The 17,390-nt window shown below is 71.1% G+C and carries 19 protein-coding genes and 1 tRNA gene; 11 read left to right on the top strand and 9 right to left on the bottom strand.

All coding sequences use genetic code 11. From position 1 onward, the window contains the following. Window positions 1-114 precede the first annotated feature (114 nt). Both AC0IWM_RS09635 and AC0IWM_RS09630 read left to right on the top strand, forming a co-directional pair. A complete protein-coding gene (locus AC0IWM_RS09635; RefSeq protein WP_471754656.1) occupies window positions 115-1,188 on the top strand; it encodes a response regulator in 1,074 nt (357 codons plus the stop codon). 89 nt (window positions 1,189-1,277) lie between these two features. After that, a complete protein-coding gene (locus AC0IWM_RS09630) occupies window positions 1,278-2,663 on the top strand; it encodes a pilus assembly protein TadG-related protein (protein WP_471754654.1) in 1,386 nt (461 codons plus the stop codon). A 55-nt stretch (window positions 2,664-2,718) separates the two neighbouring features. Here the strand turns inward: AC0IWM_RS09630 and AC0IWM_RS09625 are convergent, their stop codons facing one another. After that, complete coding sequence (locus tag AC0IWM_RS09625; RefSeq protein ID WP_471754652.1) at window positions 2,719-3,363, bottom strand: TadE/TadG family type IV pilus assembly protein; 645 nt, start codon at window positions 3,361-3,363, stop codon at window positions 2,719-2,721. A 3-nt stretch (window positions 3,364-3,366) separates the two neighbouring features. Next, window positions 3,367-3,861, bottom strand: coding sequence for a TadE family protein (locus tag AC0IWM_RS09620; RefSeq protein WP_162240990.1), 495 nt, complete (start codon window positions 3,859-3,861; stop codon window positions 3,367-3,369). Window positions 3,862-4,364: 503 nt separating this feature from the next. Here AC0IWM_RS09620 and AC0IWM_RS09615 point away from each other — a divergent pair. Beyond that, complete coding sequence (locus tag AC0IWM_RS09615) at window positions 4,365-7,217, top strand: ATP-binding protein (protein WP_471754650.1); 2,853 nt, start codon at window positions 4,365-4,367, stop codon at window positions 7,215-7,217. A gap of 107 nt (window positions 7,218-7,324) precedes the next feature. Then, window positions 7,325-7,537, top strand: a complete 213-nt coding sequence (locus AC0IWM_RS09610; RefSeq protein ID WP_471754648.1) for a hypothetical protein — start codon at window positions 7,325-7,327, stop codon at window positions 7,535-7,537. 12 nt (window positions 7,538-7,549) lie between these two features. Here the strand turns inward: AC0IWM_RS09610 and AC0IWM_RS09605 are convergent, their stop codons facing one another. The 4 genes from AC0IWM_RS09605 to AC0IWM_RS09590 form a co-directional block, all read right to left on the bottom strand. Further along, complete coding sequence (locus AC0IWM_RS09605; protein WP_471754646.1) at window positions 7,550-8,344, bottom strand: amino acid ABC transporter ATP-binding protein; 795 nt, start codon at window positions 8,342-8,344, stop codon at window positions 7,550-7,552. After that, on the bottom strand, window positions 8,341-8,997 hold the full coding sequence (locus AC0IWM_RS09600) for an amino acid ABC transporter permease (RefSeq protein WP_471754644.1): 657 nt from the start codon (window positions 8,995-8,997) through the stop codon (window positions 8,341-8,343). The genes AC0IWM_RS09605 and AC0IWM_RS09600 overlap by 4 nt, the downstream gene beginning before the upstream one ends. A gap of 9 nt (window positions 8,998-9,006) precedes the next feature. Further along, window positions 9,007-9,669: an amino acid ABC transporter permease gene (locus AC0IWM_RS09595; RefSeq protein ID WP_471754642.1), complete on the bottom strand. Its 663-nt coding sequence runs from the start codon at window positions 9,667-9,669 to the stop codon at window positions 9,007-9,009. A 72-nt stretch (window positions 9,670-9,741) separates the two neighbouring features. Next, window positions 9,742-10,536 (bottom strand): transporter substrate-binding domain-containing protein, encoded by a 795-nt coding sequence (locus tag AC0IWM_RS09590; protein ID WP_471754640.1) that lies wholly within the window; start codon window positions 10,534-10,536, stop codon window positions 9,742-9,744. Window positions 10,537-10,749: 213 nt separating this feature from the next. Here AC0IWM_RS09590 and AC0IWM_RS09585 point away from each other — a divergent pair, with 213 nt between their 5' ends. From AC0IWM_RS09585 to AC0IWM_RS09565, 5 genes are all read left to right on the top strand, one after another. Beyond that, on the top strand, window positions 10,750-11,025 hold the full coding sequence (locus tag AC0IWM_RS09585; RefSeq protein WP_471754638.1) for a hypothetical protein: 276 nt from the start codon (window positions 10,750-10,752) through the stop codon (window positions 11,023-11,025). A 132-nt stretch (window positions 11,026-11,157) separates the two neighbouring features. Then, window positions 11,158-11,340, top strand: coding sequence for a DUF3606 domain-containing protein (locus tag AC0IWM_RS09580; RefSeq protein WP_003600567.1), 183 nt, complete (start codon window positions 11,158-11,160; stop codon window positions 11,338-11,340). 79 nt (window positions 11,341-11,419) lie between these two features. Next, window positions 11,420-11,686: a DUF6894 family protein gene (locus AC0IWM_RS09575; protein WP_056477430.1), complete on the top strand. Its 267-nt coding sequence runs from the start codon at window positions 11,420-11,422 to the stop codon at window positions 11,684-11,686. A gap of 93 nt (window positions 11,687-11,779) precedes the next feature. Continuing rightward, window positions 11,780-12,598, top strand: a complete 819-nt coding sequence (locus AC0IWM_RS09570) for an FkbM family methyltransferase (RefSeq protein WP_471754636.1) — start codon at window positions 11,780-11,782, stop codon at window positions 12,596-12,598. Between the two features lie 199 nt (window positions 12,599-12,797). Next, window positions 12,798-13,013 carry a hypothetical protein gene (locus tag AC0IWM_RS09565; RefSeq protein WP_471754634.1) on the top strand — a complete coding sequence of 72 codons (216 nt, stop codon included), beginning with the start codon at window positions 12,798-12,800 and terminating at the stop codon, window positions 13,011-13,013. On the opposite strand, the gene AC0IWM_RS09560 is transcribed toward AC0IWM_RS09565, so the two are convergent. From AC0IWM_RS09560 to leuC, 3 genes are all read right to left on the bottom strand, one after another. After that, on the bottom strand, window positions 12,946-13,203 hold the full coding sequence (locus tag AC0IWM_RS09560; protein WP_471754632.1) for a hypothetical protein: 258 nt from the start codon (window positions 13,201-13,203) through the stop codon (window positions 12,946-12,948). The two genes, AC0IWM_RS09565 and AC0IWM_RS09560, sit on opposite strands and share 68 nt — an antisense overlap. 419 nt (window positions 13,204-13,622) lie before the next feature. Beyond that, window positions 13,623-13,707 (bottom strand) — tRNA-Leu (locus AC0IWM_RS09555). Window positions 13,708-13,834: 127 nt separating this feature from the next. After that, complete coding sequence (gene leuC / locus AC0IWM_RS09550; RefSeq protein ID WP_471754865.1) at window positions 13,835-15,250, bottom strand: 3-isopropylmalate dehydratase large subunit; 1,416 nt, start codon at window positions 15,248-15,250, stop codon at window positions 13,835-13,837. A gap of 241 nt (window positions 15,251-15,491) precedes the next feature. Here leuC and AC0IWM_RS09545 point away from each other — a divergent pair, with 241 nt between their 5' ends. Then, entirely contained in the window at window positions 15,492-16,457 is a 966-nt protein-coding gene (locus AC0IWM_RS09545; RefSeq protein ID WP_471754630.1) for a 2-hydroxyacid dehydrogenase, read from the top strand. Further along, window positions 16,454-17,380, top strand: coding sequence for an AprI/Inh family metalloprotease inhibitor (locus AC0IWM_RS09540; protein WP_471754628.1), 927 nt, complete (start codon window positions 16,454-16,456; stop codon window positions 17,378-17,380). Before AC0IWM_RS09545 ends, AC0IWM_RS09540 begins: the two co-directional genes overlap by 4 nt. The last annotated feature ends 10 nt before the right edge of the window (window positions 17,381-17,390 follow it).

The following is a 17,390-nucleotide window of genomic DNA, read 5'->3' as shown; positions in this document are numbered from 1 at the left end:
AAGGCGGCCGCGAAAGGCCCGGAGCCAATAGAGCACGAAGATCATTTCAACCTTTTGTAGAGAAGCATGCCCCATAAACCGAGGTTAGGGCGCGCGTCTGATGGTTGAGTTTTGATGTATGTTCTGATCCTCGACGACGACCCGCTGAACAATGTCCTGATGGGCGAAGCCATTCGCGGCCTGCCGGGCTGCGAGACGGTCGCGTTCACCGAGCCTGCTCAGGCCCTGGCCTTCGTCCGCGCGCAGGCCGAGGCGATCGGGGTCGCGATCTCGGATTTCGACATGCCGGGGATGAACGGCCTCGCCTTCCTGAAGGCCGCCCAGGCGGTGCCGGGCTTCGCGCACGTGCCCTTCGTCATGGTGACGAGCATGAACGCGCGCGAGCTGCGCCGCGAGGCGCTCGAGAGCGGCGTCACCGACTTCATCGGCAAGCCCTTCGAGGCCTCCGAGGTCCGGGCGCGGGTCACCAACCTCCTGGCCCTCAACCGGGCGCGCCTGGAGCAGCGCGACCGCGCCGCCTGGCTCGACCGCGAGGTCAAGGCCGCCACCGCGGTGATCGAGGCGCGGGAGCGCGAGATCGTCACGATGCTGATGAAGGCGGCCGAGCATCGCGACACCGAGACCGGCGACCACGTCGCCCGGGTGGCCGCCTACGTCACCCTGACGGCCCGGGCCCTCGGGCTCCCCGAGGCGGAGATCCGCGAACTCAGCCTCGCCTCCACCATGCACGATGTCGGCAAGATCAGCGTCCCCGACGCGATCCTGCTCAAGCCCGGCCCGCTCACGCCGGTGGAGCGCAGCGAGATGGAGCTGCATGCCGAGCGCGGGCGCCGCATCCTCGAGGGCAGCTCGTCCCACCTCGTGCAGGTCGCGGCGGAGATCGCCGCCACCCACCACGAGCGCTGGGACGGCACCGGCTATCCCTGGGGCCTGCGCGGCGAGGCGATCCCCCTGTGCGGCCGCATCGTCGCCGTCGCCGACGTGTTCGATGCGCTGACCTCGAACCGTCCCTACAAGCAGGCCTGGTCGCAAGGCGAGGCCTTCGCCTATCTGCGGGAACAGGCGGGCACGCATTTCGACCCGCGCTGCGTCGACGCCTTCCTCCGGGCGCACGACCAGCCGTCCCTGCAGGCCGGTGCGGCGGCGGGCGGGAACGGGGCTTCCGGCGCGGTTCGGCGCGCATCCTGACGCGCGGTCCCCCGCTTTGTGTGCGCTGTACGGGATTCGCGACGAACGGCTTCAGCCCTTGGAAACCCGGCTCAAGACATGACGGCGCCATGACATTCGTCAACGTTCTTCTCCTTCTCGACCGGCTGAAGCGCGACCGGAGCGGCGGCGTCCTCGTGATCGTCGCGCTGATGTTCCCGATCCTGACCGGCCTGAGCGCCGTGGCCATCGACTACGCCTCCCTGGTGAAGCGGCGGGCGGAGCTCCAGCGCGCCGCCGACAGCGGCAGCATCGCGGGCGTCAACCAGTTCAAGCTCGCCAATGCCGACGATGCGGCGGCGATCCGCACGGCCAAGACCATGGCCCTGGCCCAGGCCCGCAGCGGCAGCGCGGCGCCCCCGGCCGTGACGGCCGAAGTCCTCAACAACCATTCCGGCGTCCGCCTCACGCTCACCGAGCAGGTCGCCCTGTCCTTCGGCAAGCTCCTCAACGTCCCGAGCCTGGAGGTCAGCGTCTCCTCGACGGCGAAGCTCGCCGGCACCACCCGGCTGTGCCTGCTCGCCCTCGACCGCCAGGCGATGGGCGCCTTCCACCTGGAGAGCGCGGCCCGCATCACCGCCACCGACTGCTCGCTCTACTCGAACTCCGCCAACCCCGAGGGCATCCAGGGCGAGAACGCCGCGGTGGCCACCGCCCTCTCCACCTGCTCGGCCGGCGGCTATTCCGGCTCGGGCGCGAACTTCACGCCGCCGCCCGCCACCGGCTGCCCCGCCCTGCGCGATCCGCTGATCGACCGGCAGGGTCCTGCGCCGGGCTCGTGCATCAGCCTCGGCTTCTTCGTCGATCCGAAGAAGTTCATCGACGGCATCGACGACCCGACCTACGGCGTCAACGTCGTCAGCGGGACGGTGACCCTGCAGCCCGGCACCTATTGCGGCGGCCTTCACGTCACCAAGGGCGCCGTCGTCACGCTGCAGCCCGGGATCTACATCCTCAAGGACGGCCCCCTCGTGGTCGACAAGGGCGGCAGCCTGAGCGGCGTCAACACCGGTTTCTACTTCACCGGCGTGCGCGGCGGCCTGCTCTTCGACGAGAAGAGCACCGTCAGCCTCACCGCGCCGAAGGACGGCCTGCTGGCCGGGCTGCTGTTCTTCGAGGACCGCAACGCCACGATCCCCGCCATCCTGCCCCTGCCGCTCAGCGGAAAGGGCAAGGCCAAGCCCGCCCCGGGCGGCTTCATCGCCCTGCGCGAGTACCGGATCATCAGCGACAACGCCCGCACGCTCCTGGGGACGATCTACCTGCCCCTCGGGCGCCTGATCATCGATTCCAAGAAGCCGGTCGCGGATCAGTCGGCCTACACGGTGATCGTCGCCCGGACGATCAACCTCTACGACGGCCCCAACCTGATGCTGAACGCCCGCTACGGCAGCACCGACGTGCCGGTGCCGGCCGGCGTCGGCCCGAGCTCCGCTGACACGCAGCTCACGCAATAGGCCCGGGTCGGCCGACGGGCAGCGCCGCGCGAGCGGCGAGGCTGTTCCGCTGCCCTCAGCGCGGCGGGCAGGAGACGCCGTTCCCGAGCACGACCTCCGGGCTCATGCTGGCGTAGCGCCGGCCGTAGCGGACCGGCCACAGGGTCTTGCGGGTGATGGCGAAGCCCGCCCCATCCTTGAAGAAGGCCGTGCCGGCCACCGGCTTGTAGGTGGCGCTGATCTCCACGAGGAGCATGCGCGTCCCCTTCGGCTGGATGCTGTCGGCCTCGGCGACGGGCGCCGGCGCCCCGGCCGCCCGGACCGGCGACCCCGATGCGGCCACGCTGGAGCAGACCTGGAGCGGACCGGTCTCGCCGTCGCCGACCACCCCGACCGCGCTCACCGTCATCTGCACCCCGCCGCTCTCGAAGGGAGCGAGCACGATGGGCGCCACCTGGAACACGTCGTTGACCTCGGCGGCCGTCGGGATCGTGCGCTGGGACAGCGTATCGCCGATGGTGCGGGACAGGATGTCGACCTTGCGCACGTTGCGCATCACGCTCGTGAGCTCCACGGTCCCGAAGTAGATCAGCAGCAGCACCGGCACGATCAGGGCGAATTCGAGGATCGCGACGCCGTCCTCGGCCCGGGCGAAGCGAAGGGCGAGGCCCTCCTTCATCCGCTGGATCGCGATCACGGGGCGGGGAGGCGCGACGGGCATGCCTCAACAGCCGCTGCCGCCGGTGGAGTTGCCTTCGAGTTGCAGCACGGCCGTGGCGTTGATGAGCCAGCTGCCGTCCTGGAACTGGTTCTTCACGACGCCGAACTTCTGGAAGGTGTGCTGGGCGAAGGCGGCCTGGACCACCACCACGCTTCCCTTGGTGAGGCAGCCGTGCTGGACACCGAAATCCGCCCGCCAGGTTCCGGAGGCCGCGTCGATGGGGCTGCTCCGGTCGATCCGCGTGAAGCTGTCGTAGACGCCGATATCGACCTTCAGGTTCTCGCAACGCACGAACGGATTGACCTGGCGGCAGACCTCACCGCGCACGGAGTCGAGCAGCGACGTCGCCGAGGCGCCGGATTGGACGTAGAACTGCCGCATCGAGGCGTCGAGCCCGTTGTCGAGGGCGGACGTCACCCAGAAGACCAACGCGTTCTCCAGGACGAAGAAGATCAGGATGCAGAGGGGGAACAGGACCATGGCGAACTCGACCGCCATGGCGCCGGACTGATCCTTCCGGAAGCGCCGCACGGAGGCGCGGGCCACGACCGCGCGCAGCCACCTGCCCCCGCCCCGGACGGGGCGGCCGTGTCTCGCGACGACGCGATCGGGGCTGGCGGGATCGGACATGGGACGGGGTGGAATTCGGATCGGGCGACCTGCCGGGGCACGGTTGGGACGGGTCGCGGGAAGCCCGGCTCCGGTCTAGCCGCGAGCGCTTAAGATTCCGGCAAATCGGGCAAAATCACCCGGCTTGATGAATGATTCCCTGCGCTCCGGCCCACGCCGCAGGGCTTCCATGAAGGCTGCTTGCGTATCCGCACAGGTCTCGGGGTCGCGCCCTCGACGCCTGATCGCCGCCTCATCTTCCGGTATCCGCCCGAAATGGATGACCTGACGTCGCGGACACCAGCCTCGCGGCCCGTTCGCCCTGCATCGCGGGTCGCAGACCGTGGGCGATTAAGACCCTTCCAACCAACACGGCGTAAGCTTGCGCGACCATGACCGATCCACGGCCCGCGCCCGACCGCTCCGGCGACCCTCGACCGTCCGCCCGCCAATCGCGCCGACAGCGCACCCTGGCCGGACGCCTCGCCCTGGCGGTGTTCGCCTCCGTGGCGCTCGCCTTCCTCGCCGGAACGCTGCTCTCGCTCTGGCAGGAGGTGAACCGCTACGCCGACGACAAGCGCGACTCCCTCGTCGCCATCGCCAACGTGCTCGCCGCGTCGGGCGCCCAGGCCACGGCGGCCGGGGATCCGGCGGGGGCAGGCCGCGTCCTGAACGCCATCGGCAAGTTCGATGGTGCCGGGACCGAGACCGACGGCGCCGACGCCCGCGAGGGCATGGCCTCCGAGCTCGTCTATGCCGCCATCGAGCGCCCGGACGGCTCGATCCTGGCGGATCGCGGGCTCACGGCCCGCCTCGCCGATGATTTCGACCTGCGCAAGGGCCAGTCGCCCCTGGCGCTGCTCACGAGCCGGACCGCCCTGGTGTCGGTGCCCGTCGCGGAGGCCGGGCGGATCGTCGGCAGCCTCATCCTCGTCTCCGACCTCGCCGACCTCAACGGTCGCCTGCTCGCCCTGCTCCGGACCTCGGCCCTGATCTCGAGCCTCGTCATGGTCCTGGGCTTCGCGATCTCCTACGCGATCCAGCGGGCGATCACGCAGCCGATCGCGGCGCTCGCCGGCACCATGGACAGCGTCCGCGTCGAGCAGGACTACAGCCGGGCCGCCGCGATCGTGCGCGACGACGAGGTCGGGGTCCTGGCGCGATCGTTCAACGCGCTCCTCGAGACCGTGCGCGAGCGCGACGCGCGCCTCGCCCGGCACATGCAGCGCCTGGAGGCCGACGTCGCCGAGCGCACGGCCGACCTCCACGAGGCCAAGCAGGCGGCCGAGGCCGCCAACGCCGCCAAGTCCTCCTTCCTGGCCACCATGAGCCACGAGATCCGCACGCCGCTGAACGGCATGCTGGTGATGGCCGAGCTCCTGGCGGCCTCCGAACTGCCGCAGCGGCAGCAGCGCTACGCCGAGGTGGTCGCGCGCTCCGGCCAGAGCCTGCTGGCGATCATCAACGACATCCTCGACTTCGCGAAGGTGGAGGCGGGCAAGCTCGACCTGGAGCGCATCCCCGTCGACCCCTCTGAGATCGTCGACACCGTGGTCTCTTTGTTCGCCGAGAAGGCCGTCGAGAACGGTCTCGATCTCGCCGCCTCCGTGGCCCCGGACGTGCCGCGCCGGGTGACCGGCGATCCGGTGCGCCTCGGTCAGATCCTCTCGAACTTCGTCAACAACGCCCTGAAGTTCACGCCCTCCGGATCGGTGCTGGTGCGGCTGGAGCGCGGCGCCGGCGGGATGCTGCGGCTCAGCGTGCGGGACACCGGCGTCGGCATCCCGGCCGACAAGGTCGGAACCCTGTTCTCGGCCTTCTCGCAGGTCGATCAGTCGACCACGCGGCGCTTCGGCGGCACCGGCCTCGGCCTCTCGATCGCCCATCGCCTCGCCCTCGCCATGGGCGGCCGCATGGGCGTCGACAGCGTGCTCGGCGAGGGCTCGACCTTCTGGGCGGAGCTGCCCCTGGAGGCGATCGACACCGACGCCTCCGCCCCCATCCGGCGCGCGGACGCGGTCGCGGCCGGGATCGTCGTCGCCGTGCCGGGGCAGGCCACCCGGGACAGCCTCTCGCGCCGCCTCGCCGAGACCGGCTTCGCCCCCCTGGCGGCGGAGAGCGCCGAGGCCGGCACAGCCCACTGGATCGCCGATGCGGCGACGATCCTGGCCCTCGGGCATCGCCCGACCGGCGCGGGCCGGGTCATGGCCCTGGCGCGCCTCGGCGACCCGGCCGCGGCCCCGATCCTGGAGGCCGGCTGGGCCGACCACGTCCTGGCCTGGCCGGTGGTGCAGGAGGAATGGCGCGTGGCCCTGGCCGCGCTCGCCGGCGGCACGCCGTTCGCCGTGCGCGCGGCCGGCCCGGCCGCCCGCGCGCGCCTGCCGCAATTCCCCGCCGCCCGCATCCTCGTGGCCGACGACAGCCCGGTGAACCGCGAGGTCGCCCGCGAAGCCCTGGCCCGCTGCGGCGTCACGGCCGTCACCCTAGTGGAGGATGGACGCCTGGCCCTGGAAGCCTGCCGCGACCGGACCTTCGACCTCGTCCTCATGGACGGCAGCATGCCGGTCCTCGACGGCTACGCGGCGGCCGAGGCCATCCGGGCCGAGGCGCGCGCCGAGGGCCGCCCCCGCACGCCGATCGTCGCCCTCACCGCCCACGTGGTCGGGGCGGGCGCCGAAGCCTGGCGCGACGCCGGGATGGACGCCAAGCTCGCCAAGCCCTTCACCCTGTCGGCCCTGGCCGACACGCTGGCGGGCTTCCTGGTGCCCGACACGCAGTCCGCCCTGCCGCCGGTGGCCGGGACCGCGGCCGAGCCGGCGGGCACACCCGTCGCGGCGTCGGAATCGGAATCCGACGGGCTCCTCGACGCGGAAGTGGTCGCGGGCTTGGTCGACATGGCGGCCCGGGCCGGAGGCGATTTCGCCGCCCGTATCCTCGGCCTCTACCGGGAGCACGCTCCGAGGGCCCTGGCGGACCTGCAGGCCGCTTGGGGCTCAGCCGATGCCGAAGCGGTGGCCCGGACGGCGCACAGCCTGAAGTCGATGAGCCTGAACATCGGCGGCCGCGCCCTGGCAGAGACCCTGGGCGCGATCGAGGCCCAGGCCCGCTCCGGCTCGGTGCCGACGACGGAGGCGGAGATCGCCGCCCTGTCATCGCTCTTGGCGCGGACCATGGCGGCCGTCGATGCCCGTTTCGGTCCGCAATCCGCCTCGGGAGAGAGCGGCGCGGCCCGGCGCCCGGCCTGAGACGGCGCCAGATCCGAATGCGGCGGCGCGGCATTGTCTGGGGATCGGCCTGAACCGATGCGAAGGTTGGCCGTTGATCCTCGTCGATCACGGAACGAGGAGCCCCGATGTCATCCAGCCCTGATTCCCAGCCCGGAGAGTCGGTGGCCGTCACCTTCCGCGGCCGCGGCTACGCCCGCCTGCGCGGCACGAAGCTGTCCGTGCTGATCTGTCCCCGCTGCTCGCAGCGCAACGCACCGAAGGCCGCCGACCAGGGCTACTGCCAGTGGTGCGCCTACGAGCCCTCCCGCGAGGACATCGAGCCGGCCCAGGCGGCCTGAGCCGGACCCCTCCTAATCCTGCAGCGACGACAGGAACTGGCGCAGCTCCGGCGTCCGCGGCGCTCCGAAGATCTCGGCCGGGGTCCCGATCTCGTGGACGAGCCCCTGGTGCATGAAGATCACCCGGTTGGCGACCTTGCGGGCGAAGCTCATCTCGTGGGTGACCATCAGCAGGGTCATGCCCTCCTCGGCCAGGGTCTCCACGACCCGCAGGACCTCGCCCACCAATTCCGGGTCGAGGGCGCTGGTGATCTCGTCGCAGAGCATGATGGCCGGGTCCATGGCCAGCGCCCGGGCGATCGCCACCCGCTGCTGCTGCCCGCCGGAGAGCTTGTCCGGCATCGCGTCGAACTTCTCCGCGAGGCCGACCCGGGCGAGGAGCCGACGGGCGCGCGCCGCGTTCTCCGGTCCCGGCCGCCGCTTCACCAGGTGGGGGGCCAGCATGACGTTGCGCCCCACCGAGAGGTGCGGGAACAGGTTGAAGTTCTGGAAGATCATGCCGACGCCCTGGCGCAGCTCGCGCATGGCCTTCGGGTTGTCGTGAAGGAGGTGCCGGCCGTCGACGATCAGCGAGCCGTGCTGGAAGGCCTCCAGGCCGTTGATGCAGCGGAGCAGCGTGCTCTTGCCCGAGCCGCTCTTGCCGATGATCGCCACCACCTCCCCCCGCGCCACGTCGAGGTCGATGCCCCGCAGCACCTCGTGCGCGCCGTAGGACTTGCGCAGGGCCGTGATGTGCAGGATCGGCGCGCCGACCTGGGTGTGGGGCTCGCCCGCACCGGCCGGCGGCGCGTTCGGGGCGGCGCTCATGCGAGGGTCCTCATCGCGAGTTTCCTTTCGAGGACGCGGGCACAGAGGCTGATGGGAAAGCACAGGACGAAGTACATCAGCGCGACGCAGCCATAGGTCAGCATCGGCTCGTAGGTGACGTTGGCGATCATGCCGCCGGCCTTGGTCAGCTCGACGAAGCCGATCACGGAGGCGAGCGCCGTGCCCTTCACGACCTGCACGAGGAAGCCCACCGTGGGCGCCACCGCGATCCGCAGGGCCTGGGGCAGGATGATGTGGCGGAATTGCTGGCCGAAGCTGAGGGCGAGGCTCGCCGAGGCCTCCCATTGCCCGCGCGGAATGGCGGCGACGCAGCCGCGCCAGATCTCCGTGAGGTAGGCCGAGGCGTAGAGCGTGAGGGCGACGCAGGCGGCGAGCCAGGCGGAGGTGTCGAAGCCCATCGCCGCGAGGCCGAAATACAGCAGGAACAGCTGCATCAGCAGCGGCGTGCCCTGGAACAGCTGGACGTAGGCGCCGACCGCGCGGCCGAGCCAGGGGCCGCCGGCGAGCCGGACGAGCAGCAGGACGAGGCCGACCAGGGCGCCGCCCAGGAACGCCACGAGGGAGAGGGCCACGGTCCAGCGCGCCGCGAGGGCGAGGTTGCGCAGGATGTCCCAGAGGGTGAAGTCCGGCATGGCGCCCCCCTACCGGCCGAACAGGAAGCGCGGCCCGGCCCAGTTGAGCAGGGTCCGGACCAGGATCGCGAGGCCGAGATAGGACAGCGTGCCGACGATGTAGGTCTCGAAGGCGCGGAAGTTGCGGCTCTGGATCAGGTTGGTGGCGTAGCTCAGCTCCTCGGTGGAGATCTGGCCGCAGACGGCCGAGCCGAGCATCACGATGACGATCTGGCTGACGAGCGCCGGCCAGACCTTTCCCAGGGCCGGCGGCAGCACCACCCGGGTGAAGACCTGGGCGCGGGTGAGCGCGAGGCTCTCGGCGGCCTCGATCTGCCCGCGCGGCGTCGCCTCGATGCCCGCGCGCAGGATCTCGGTGGCGTAGGCGCCGAGGTTGATCGTCATGGCGAGGACCGAGGCCGTCGCCGGCGACAGGCGGATGCCGGCCTCCGGCAGGCCGAAGAAGACGAAGAACAGCTGGACGATGAAGGGCGTGTTGCGGATCAGCTCGACATAGGCGCCCACGAGCCAGCGCAGGGCGAGGGGTCCGCCGGAGCGCGCCCAGGCACAGGCGATCGCCAGGGCGGCGCCGAGGAGCGTCGCCACCGCGGTCAACCCGACGGTCCAGGCCGCTCCGCGCAGGAGCAGGGGCCACTGGACGAGAATACTCGTGAAATCGAGCTGCAGCGGCATCGTGGCGAACGAACCCGGGGGGGGCGACGGTCGCACGGTCCCCACCAGGGCGGACCGTGCGGGCGGGACGGATCAGAGCGGCAGGTCGCCGGTGCCGCGCTTGAGCCACTTCTGGGACAGGGCCTCCAGGGTTCCGTCCGCCTTGGCCGCCAGCACGATCTCGTTGACCTTCTTCAGGAGGGCGTCCTCGCCCTTGGCGACGCCGACGAAGCAGGGGCTGTCGCGCAGGAGGAGCTTGTACTCGACCCCGAGGCTCGGGTTCTTGCGGGTCAGCACGCCGATGTTCGAGACGCTGGTGGCGATGACCTGGGTCTGTCCCGCCGCGAAGGCGGCGGTGGTCGCGGCCTGGTCCTCGAAGCGCTGGATCTGGGTCGAGGCCGGCGCGACCTTACCGAGCATCTCGTCCTCCATGGCGCCGCGGGTCACCGCGACGGACTTGCCGGCGAGATCGTCGAAGCTCTTGATGCTCATGGATCTGAGGGCGAACACGCCCTGGTAGAACGGCGCGTAGGCGGCGCTGAAGTCGATGATCTTCAGGCGCTCCTCGTTCTTGCCGAGGGTCGAGACGATGAGGTCGATCTTCTTCGTCTGCAGGTAGGGAATCCGGTTGGCGCTCACCACCGGCACCAGCTCGACCTTGGCGCCGAGCTTCGCCCCGATGAGATTGGCGACGTCGACGTCGAGGCCCATGGGCTGCAGGTCGATCCCGACGAAGCCGTAGGGCGGGTAGTCGGTGGGGATGCCGATCCTGACCAGCTTGGCCTTGGCGATCCCCGCCAGCGCGTCCTGCGCCCGGGCACCGGCGGAGGACAGCAGGGCGGCGCCGAGACCGAGGGCGACGAGGAGGCGGCGTTTGGTCAGCGGCATCGGCGAATCGACTTTCCTGAAGCGTGCCGTCCTGCCTGTGCAATTTTTGTGCAGCACGCCAGTCGGACGGCGCGGTATCCACAGCGACGGGCCTTGTCGCCGCATCCGGTCGATCCCGCGCAGGCGCCCCGGACCGGTCCCGGGCCGAACATGCCCTGCCGGCGTGGCGTTACCCTCCCGCGTGCTTCACGCCAAACATCAGGGAGAAACGCCATGAAGGTCTTCGCAGTCGCGCTCGCCAGCACCCTCCTCCTCGGATCGGCCGCCCTCGCGGCGGAAGGCGGCTCCGGCACCACCAAGTCCGGGACCATGAACACCACCGGCCCGAACGACGCCGGCGCCGGCTCGTCCCCGGGGGCCGCCGGCAGCGGACCCTCCACGGGCGACAAGAGCCGCTCCGGCACCGCCAACAGCACGGGCGCCAACGATGCCGGCTCGGGCGCCTCGCCGGGCTCGGCCGGCAAGGGCACCGGCGCGCCGACGCGCTAGCTCCGCCCGCCGATTCCGTCCGCGGGTTCCGCCGAGGCGGCGCGTGCAGGCCAGCGCCGCCTCGCCCCGGCCGCCCCGGCGTCCCATATCCCGGTCCGGCGCCGCTCCGCGCCCGACCGGACGGGATCTCTCATGGCTGGCCTCAAGGACAAGCGCGGCTTTATCGACAAGGACCGCCTCGACCTCTCCGAGCGCAAGGCGGTGGAGTTCTGGATGAAGCGCTGGGGCGTCACCCAGGACCAGCTCACGGCCGCCCACCGCAAGGTCGGCCGCATGACCAAGGACATCGCGGCCGAACTCGGCAAGAAGCGCTGACCCCTGCCCCGCGGCCCTGCGCGCGCCTATCTCCCCGGGACGCGCCGGCACCGGGCGGCGCAGAATGGGATCGGCACTCATGCAGCGCTACTACTTCCACACGCATATCGGCGACGACGTCGTGGTCGACCCCGACGGCCGCGACCTGCCGAACGCGGACGCCGCCTGGGACGCCGCCCGGCTCCTGGCCCGCCAGCTCCTCCAGGGCGCCGACAGCGATCCGCAGCTCCTCCGGGCCGTACTGTTCGTGGAGGACGCCGCCGGCGAGATCGTGCTGGAATTCCCGCTGACCGAGGCCCTGGCGCTCGCACCGGCCCCGGAGCCGACGGGCGGCACGCGGCACTGAGAAAAGCCGTCCCGGCCCGGTTCGGCTGGAACCCGCGCTCCCCGACGGTCGCGCAGCGCCCGCCGACCTGACCTGCCTTCGGAGACCCCACGCATGAGCCTGCTCGATCGCGCCGTCCGCACGGTGAACCGTCTGCTCTCGCAGAATTTCGGTCCGCTCTCGACCGCCGCGTATCACGTGGCGAATGCGTATGCGAAGAGCTACAACAACCTGAACTACGACATGCGGACCAACGGCGAGTACAATCTCCTCGACACGCTCGCCCGCTTCGAGACGAAGACCATCTTCGACGTGGGCGCGAACAAGGGCGAATACGCCAACGCCTGCCTGACCCGGTTCCGGGACGCCGAGCTGCACGCCTTCGAACTCGTTCCCGAGACCTACGCGAAGTTCGTCGCGAACGTGCGCTCCGACCGGGTGGTCGCGAACGATTTCGGCCTGTCCGACACGCCCGGATCCGTGGAGATCAACGTCAATCCCAGGAAGGACGGCCTGAGCTCCCTGATCGAAGGCACCGCCATCAACAGGGGCACCTGGACCAGGCGCAGCGTCGAGGTCATCCGGGGCGACGATTACTGCGCGGAACGCGGCATCGCGCGGATCGACTTCCTCAAGATCGACGTCGAGGGCGCCGAACACCTGGTTCTGGAGGGCTTCTCGCGGATGCTGCGCGAGGGGCAGATCTCGGTCATCCAGTTCGAATACGGCATGATCAACATCTACACGAAGTTCCTGCTGCTGGATTTCTGGCGCGTGCTGACCGGCCACGGCTTCGTTCTCGGCCCGATCATGCCCCGGGGCGCCGCCTTCCGGAGCTACGACCCGCGCGACGAGAACTTTCAGGGGCCGCCGAATTTCGTCGCGGTCCATGCCTCGAAGCCCGAGATCATCCAGGCTGTCCGCCTGCGGTGATGCCGCGGCGCGTCTCCGCCCGACCCGAGGCCACGCCCGCGCCCGCGCGCACCCGCTTGCTCCCTGAGCCCAGGAGGCTACCCTGTCGCGGATCGCGCGCGAGCAGGGGCGCGGCGGGTCGAGTCGGAGCGCGCGACGGGGCGCAAGGAGATAGGGGCCGAGGATGAGAGACGACGTTCGGTACCCTCAGGTCATTCCCATGGTTCAGGCCGTGCTCGATACCCTTCGGGCGGGCATCGCGGCGGAGGAAGCGGCCGCCTCGGAACTCGCCGCCCTGGCCGACACGATGCGCGGCACTCAGCATGAAACGGCGGCCGCGATCCTCACGACGAGCCGCAACCACGCCATCAAGGCGCTTGCGCTGCGAGGCCGGCGGGCGGCGCTTCTGGCGGAGTACGGTCTGGAAGCGGATTGATCAGCGGGATCACCGCCACCGGCACGGCGGCCGCGATCTCCGGAAGGCCCCGGGCGTAGAGCTTCGCCACGGCCGACCAGAAACGCCCGGCCTCGTCGCCGGCCAGACCCTGCAGGCGCCGGTCGATGGCCTCCCGCGCCGCCGTCGCCATCGCATCCAGGTCTTCGGCGGCTTCGCGTAACAACGACATCGCGGCATCCTCATGCTGTGACGCACCATGGGAAACGTGCGCGATGCAGGAACCGATCCATGCGTGACGGGCGCTCGGAACGGAGCCTCGGCACCACGCCATTCAGGCGCCCGCTCGGCGGCGATGGACGTCGCGGCGGCCGACAACGGCGACGTCTCAGCGGGAGAGGCCTGGAAAGGTTTTCGCCGCCCATGGCGACAGGATCGCGAAGTAGCGATGCACGGGAAGGGTCCGGCCAGTACCGAAGTGCCGGTTATCGATGTCGCGGAGCGAGTTAGATCGCATTTCAGAGAAGTCTGATTGCGTCATCGGATGGTGGAGGGTAAGAAGCGTGCCACACGCCGCCATGGCGCTGTCCGCTGATCTCGACACCAGATCCGGTCTTTAGATTTCTGAGCCGTAGACGTTGCTCAAAACATTGGTGCCCAGGAAAGGACTCGAACCTTCACCTCTTGCAAGACTGGTACCTGAAACCAGCGCGTCTACCAATTCCGCCACCTGGGCTCGCCGAGGCCGCTCTGCGGCGCCGACGGGGTTTCGTTTAGGCGGGGCCGGGCCGGCCGTCAATCCGCCCGCGCGGGGATTCTTGCCGCCCCCGGGCGGATTTTTCGGCCGGCCCGGCGATCGGGGCTCAGGCCTCGCTGCGCCACTCGCGGATGTCAACGAAGCGGCCGGCCACCGCCGCCGCCGCCGCCATGGCGGGGGAGACGAGGTGGGTGCGTCCGCGATGGCCCTGCCGGCCCTCGAAGTTGCGGTTCGAGGTCGAGGCGCAGCGCTCGTTCGGGCTCAGGCGGTCGGCGTTCATGCCGAGGCACATCGAGCAGCCCGGCTCGCGCCAGTCGAACCCGGCCGCCTTCAGGATCCGGTCGAGCCCCTCGGCCTCCGCCTGCTGCTTCACGAGGCCGGATCCCGGCACCACCATGGCGGAGACGTTGGCGTGGACCTTCCGGCCCTCGACCATCTTGGCCACCGCCCGCAGGTCCTCGATGCGGCCGTTGGTGCAGGAGCCGATGAACACCCGGTCGAGGGTGATGTCGGTGATCTTGGTGCCCGGCGTCAGGCCCATGTAGTCCAGGGCCTTCTCCTTCGACTGGCGCTTGTTCTCGTCCGCGATCCGCGACGGATCGGGCACGGCGCCGGAGATCGAGACCACGTCCTCGGGGCTGGTGCCCCAGCTGACGATCGGCGGCAGGTTGGCGGCGTCGAGGCGCACCTCGCGGTCGAAATGGGCGCCCTCGTCGGTCACTAGGCTCTCCCAATAGGCCTTGGCGCGGGCGAAGGCCTCGCCCTGGGGGGCCTTCGGCCGGCCCTCGACATAGGCGTAGGTGGTGGCGTCCGGCGCCACCAGGCCGGCGCGGGCACCGCCCTCGATCGACATGTTGCAGATGGTCATCCGGCCCTCCATCGAGAGGGCGCGGATCGCCGAGCCCGCATACTCGATGACGTAGCCGGTGCCGCCGGCGGTGCCGATCTCGCCGATGATCGCCAGGATGATGTCCTTGGCCGTCACGCCCGGCGGCAGGGTGCCGTCGACGCTGATGCGCATGTTCCGGGCCTTCTTCTGCAGCAGCGTCTGGGTGGCGAGCACGTGCTCCACCTCCGAGGTGCCGATGCCGTGGGCCAGCGCCCCGAAGGCGCCGTGGGTCGAGGTGTGGCTGTCGCCGCAGACGATGGTCTGGCCCGGCAGGGTGAAGCCCTGCTCCGGCCCGATCACGTGGACGATGCCCTGGCGCCGGTCCAGCGCGTCGTAGAACTCGATGCCGAAGTCGCGCACGTTCTCGGCCAGCGCCTCCAGCTGGATGCGGCTCTCCGGGTCCTCGATGCCGAAGCGGCGGTCCGAGGTCTGCACGTTGTGATCGACCACCGCGAGGGTCTTCTCGGGATGGCGCACCCGGCGCCCGGCCACGCGCAGGCCCTCGAAGGCCTGGGGGCTGGTGACCTCGTGGACGAGGTGGCGGTCGATGTAGAGGAGCGTGGAGCCGTCGGGCTCGACATCGACGACGTGGTCGTCCCAGATCTTGTCGTAGAGGGTGCGCGGCGCGGTCATGGCGTGGCTGTTCTGGTTGTTCATCGGGAAACGGGTTCGGGTCACCCTTTAGTAGTGTTCCAAGGCGCCCGGCGGAAGTGGGGGCCTGACTGCGCCGGGCGGATGGCAGCCCGGAGGCGCCCGCATGGGGGGTCGGATGCCGCTCCGGGGTCACTGGACCGGTCCGGACCCGCAGCCTAAAGCTGTCGCCATCCAGGCCCCGCCGGGCCCCGCGCCGACCCCGATATCCGCCGAGATCCCCATGCAGCCCATCGACATCCTGATGCTCAAGGCGATGCATCCCGAGGTCATGGACGCCGTCGCGCGCCGCTTCACCCTGCACCGGCTCGACACCGCCCCCGATCCGGAGGCGTTCCTGGCCGAGACCGGCCCGCGCATCCGCGGCCTGGCGACGGGCGCGCAGGCGCCGGTGGACCGGGCCCTGCTGGCGCGCCTGCCGGCTCTCGAGATCGTCGCGAGCTTCGGCGTCGGCTACGACACCATCGACACGGCGGCGGCGGCCGCGCAGGGCGTCGTCGTCACCAACACCCCGGACGTGCTCACCGACGAGGTCGCCGACCTCGCCCTCGGCCTCCTGCTGGCCACCGTGCGCCAGATCCCCCAGGCCGACCGCCACCTGCGCGCCGGGCACTGGCCGCGCCGGACCTACCCGCTGACCCCCACGCTGCGCGGGCGCAATGTGGGCATCCTCGGGCTCGGGCGGATCGGGCGGGCCATCGCCCGGCGACTCGAAGGCTTCGGCGTCACGATCGCCTATCACGGCCGCCGGCCGCAGGACGACGTGCCCTACGCCTACCACCCCACCCTGCTCGGCCTCACGGAGGCCTCCGACGTGCTGCTGGTGGTGGCGCCGGGCGGGCCGGAGACCAACGGGATCGTCGATGCGGCGGTGCTGGAGGCGCTGGGGCCGCAGGGCCTCCTCGTCAACGTCGCCCGCGGCAGCCTCGTCGACGAAACTGCGCTGATCCGGGCGCTCCAGGCCGGCACGATCCTGGGCGCCGGCCTCGACGTCTTCGCCCGCGAGCCGCACGTGCCGCCCGAGCTCGTGGCCATGGACCATGTCGTGCTGCTGCCGCATGTGGGCTCGGCCTCGGTGGAGACCCGCGCGGCCATGGGCCGGCTCGTGGTGGACAACCTCGTCGCCTGGTTCGACGGACGCGGGCCGCTGACGCCGGTGGCGGAGACGCCCTGGACGGCCAAGGCATGATCCGCACCCGCCTCATCGCCGCCCGCGCCTCCGGCCTGGCAGGTTTCGTGCTGGCAGGTTTCGTGCTGGCAGGACTCGCGCTGCCAGGACCTGTCCTGGCGCAGGAGACCGCCCCGGCCCCGCAGGCGGCGCCCGCGCCGGGCCAGGAAGCCGCGCCCGCGCCGGGTGCGGGCACGCCCGAGCAGCCCTTCGTCGAGAGCCTGCCCCGCGACATCGCCGGGGTGCCGGGCACCTGGGACCTGTCGCGGGACGGCAGCACCCGGCGCTGCGTCCTGACCCTCTCGGGCGCGAGCGGGCCGGCGGGCCGGCGCCTGTCCTTCCCGGCCGGATGCCGCCGGGCCCTGCCGATCCTCAACCACATCGCCGGCTGGCTCTTCGCCGACGGCAACCTGCGCCTCGTCGACAAGGACGTCCGGCCGGTGCTGCAATTCGCCGCCCGGGTCGATGCCCGCAGCCTCGTGGCCGCGGCGGGCGACGAGCATTTCAGCCTGGTGCCGCTCCAGATCGTCGCCATGGTGCCGCCCACCGACGCGGTCCCCACCAGCCCCGGTGCCGGCTACGCCGGTGCGGGCAGCGCCGCCCCGGACACGCGCAGCGCCCCGGCACCCGAGGCCGCACCCCCGGGCGAAGGCCCGGCGCCGGGCACCTACGCCCTCGACCGCTACCGCGAACAGGACGTCTGCCGCATCGAGCTGACGCCCGGCACCGCCCCGGCTCCCGTGCGCATCCTCGACAATTGCCGCGACGGCGGCCTGACGGTGTTCGATCCGGTCACCTGGCGCTTCGCCGACGGGCGCCTCACCCTCAATGCCCGCCGCGGCCACACGGTGAATCTCGTCGCCACCGGCGACGGGCGCTGGCGCCGCGACCCGGAGGTGGGCACCACCTTCGTGCTGCGCCGGGTCGATTCCGCCGCCCCCTGAACCCCGTCCC

Source organism: Methylobacterium sp. AC433, assembly GCF_979253015.1.
Note: the sequence above shows the minus strand (reverse complement) of the source record. Positions and strands in the feature narration are given on the sequence as shown.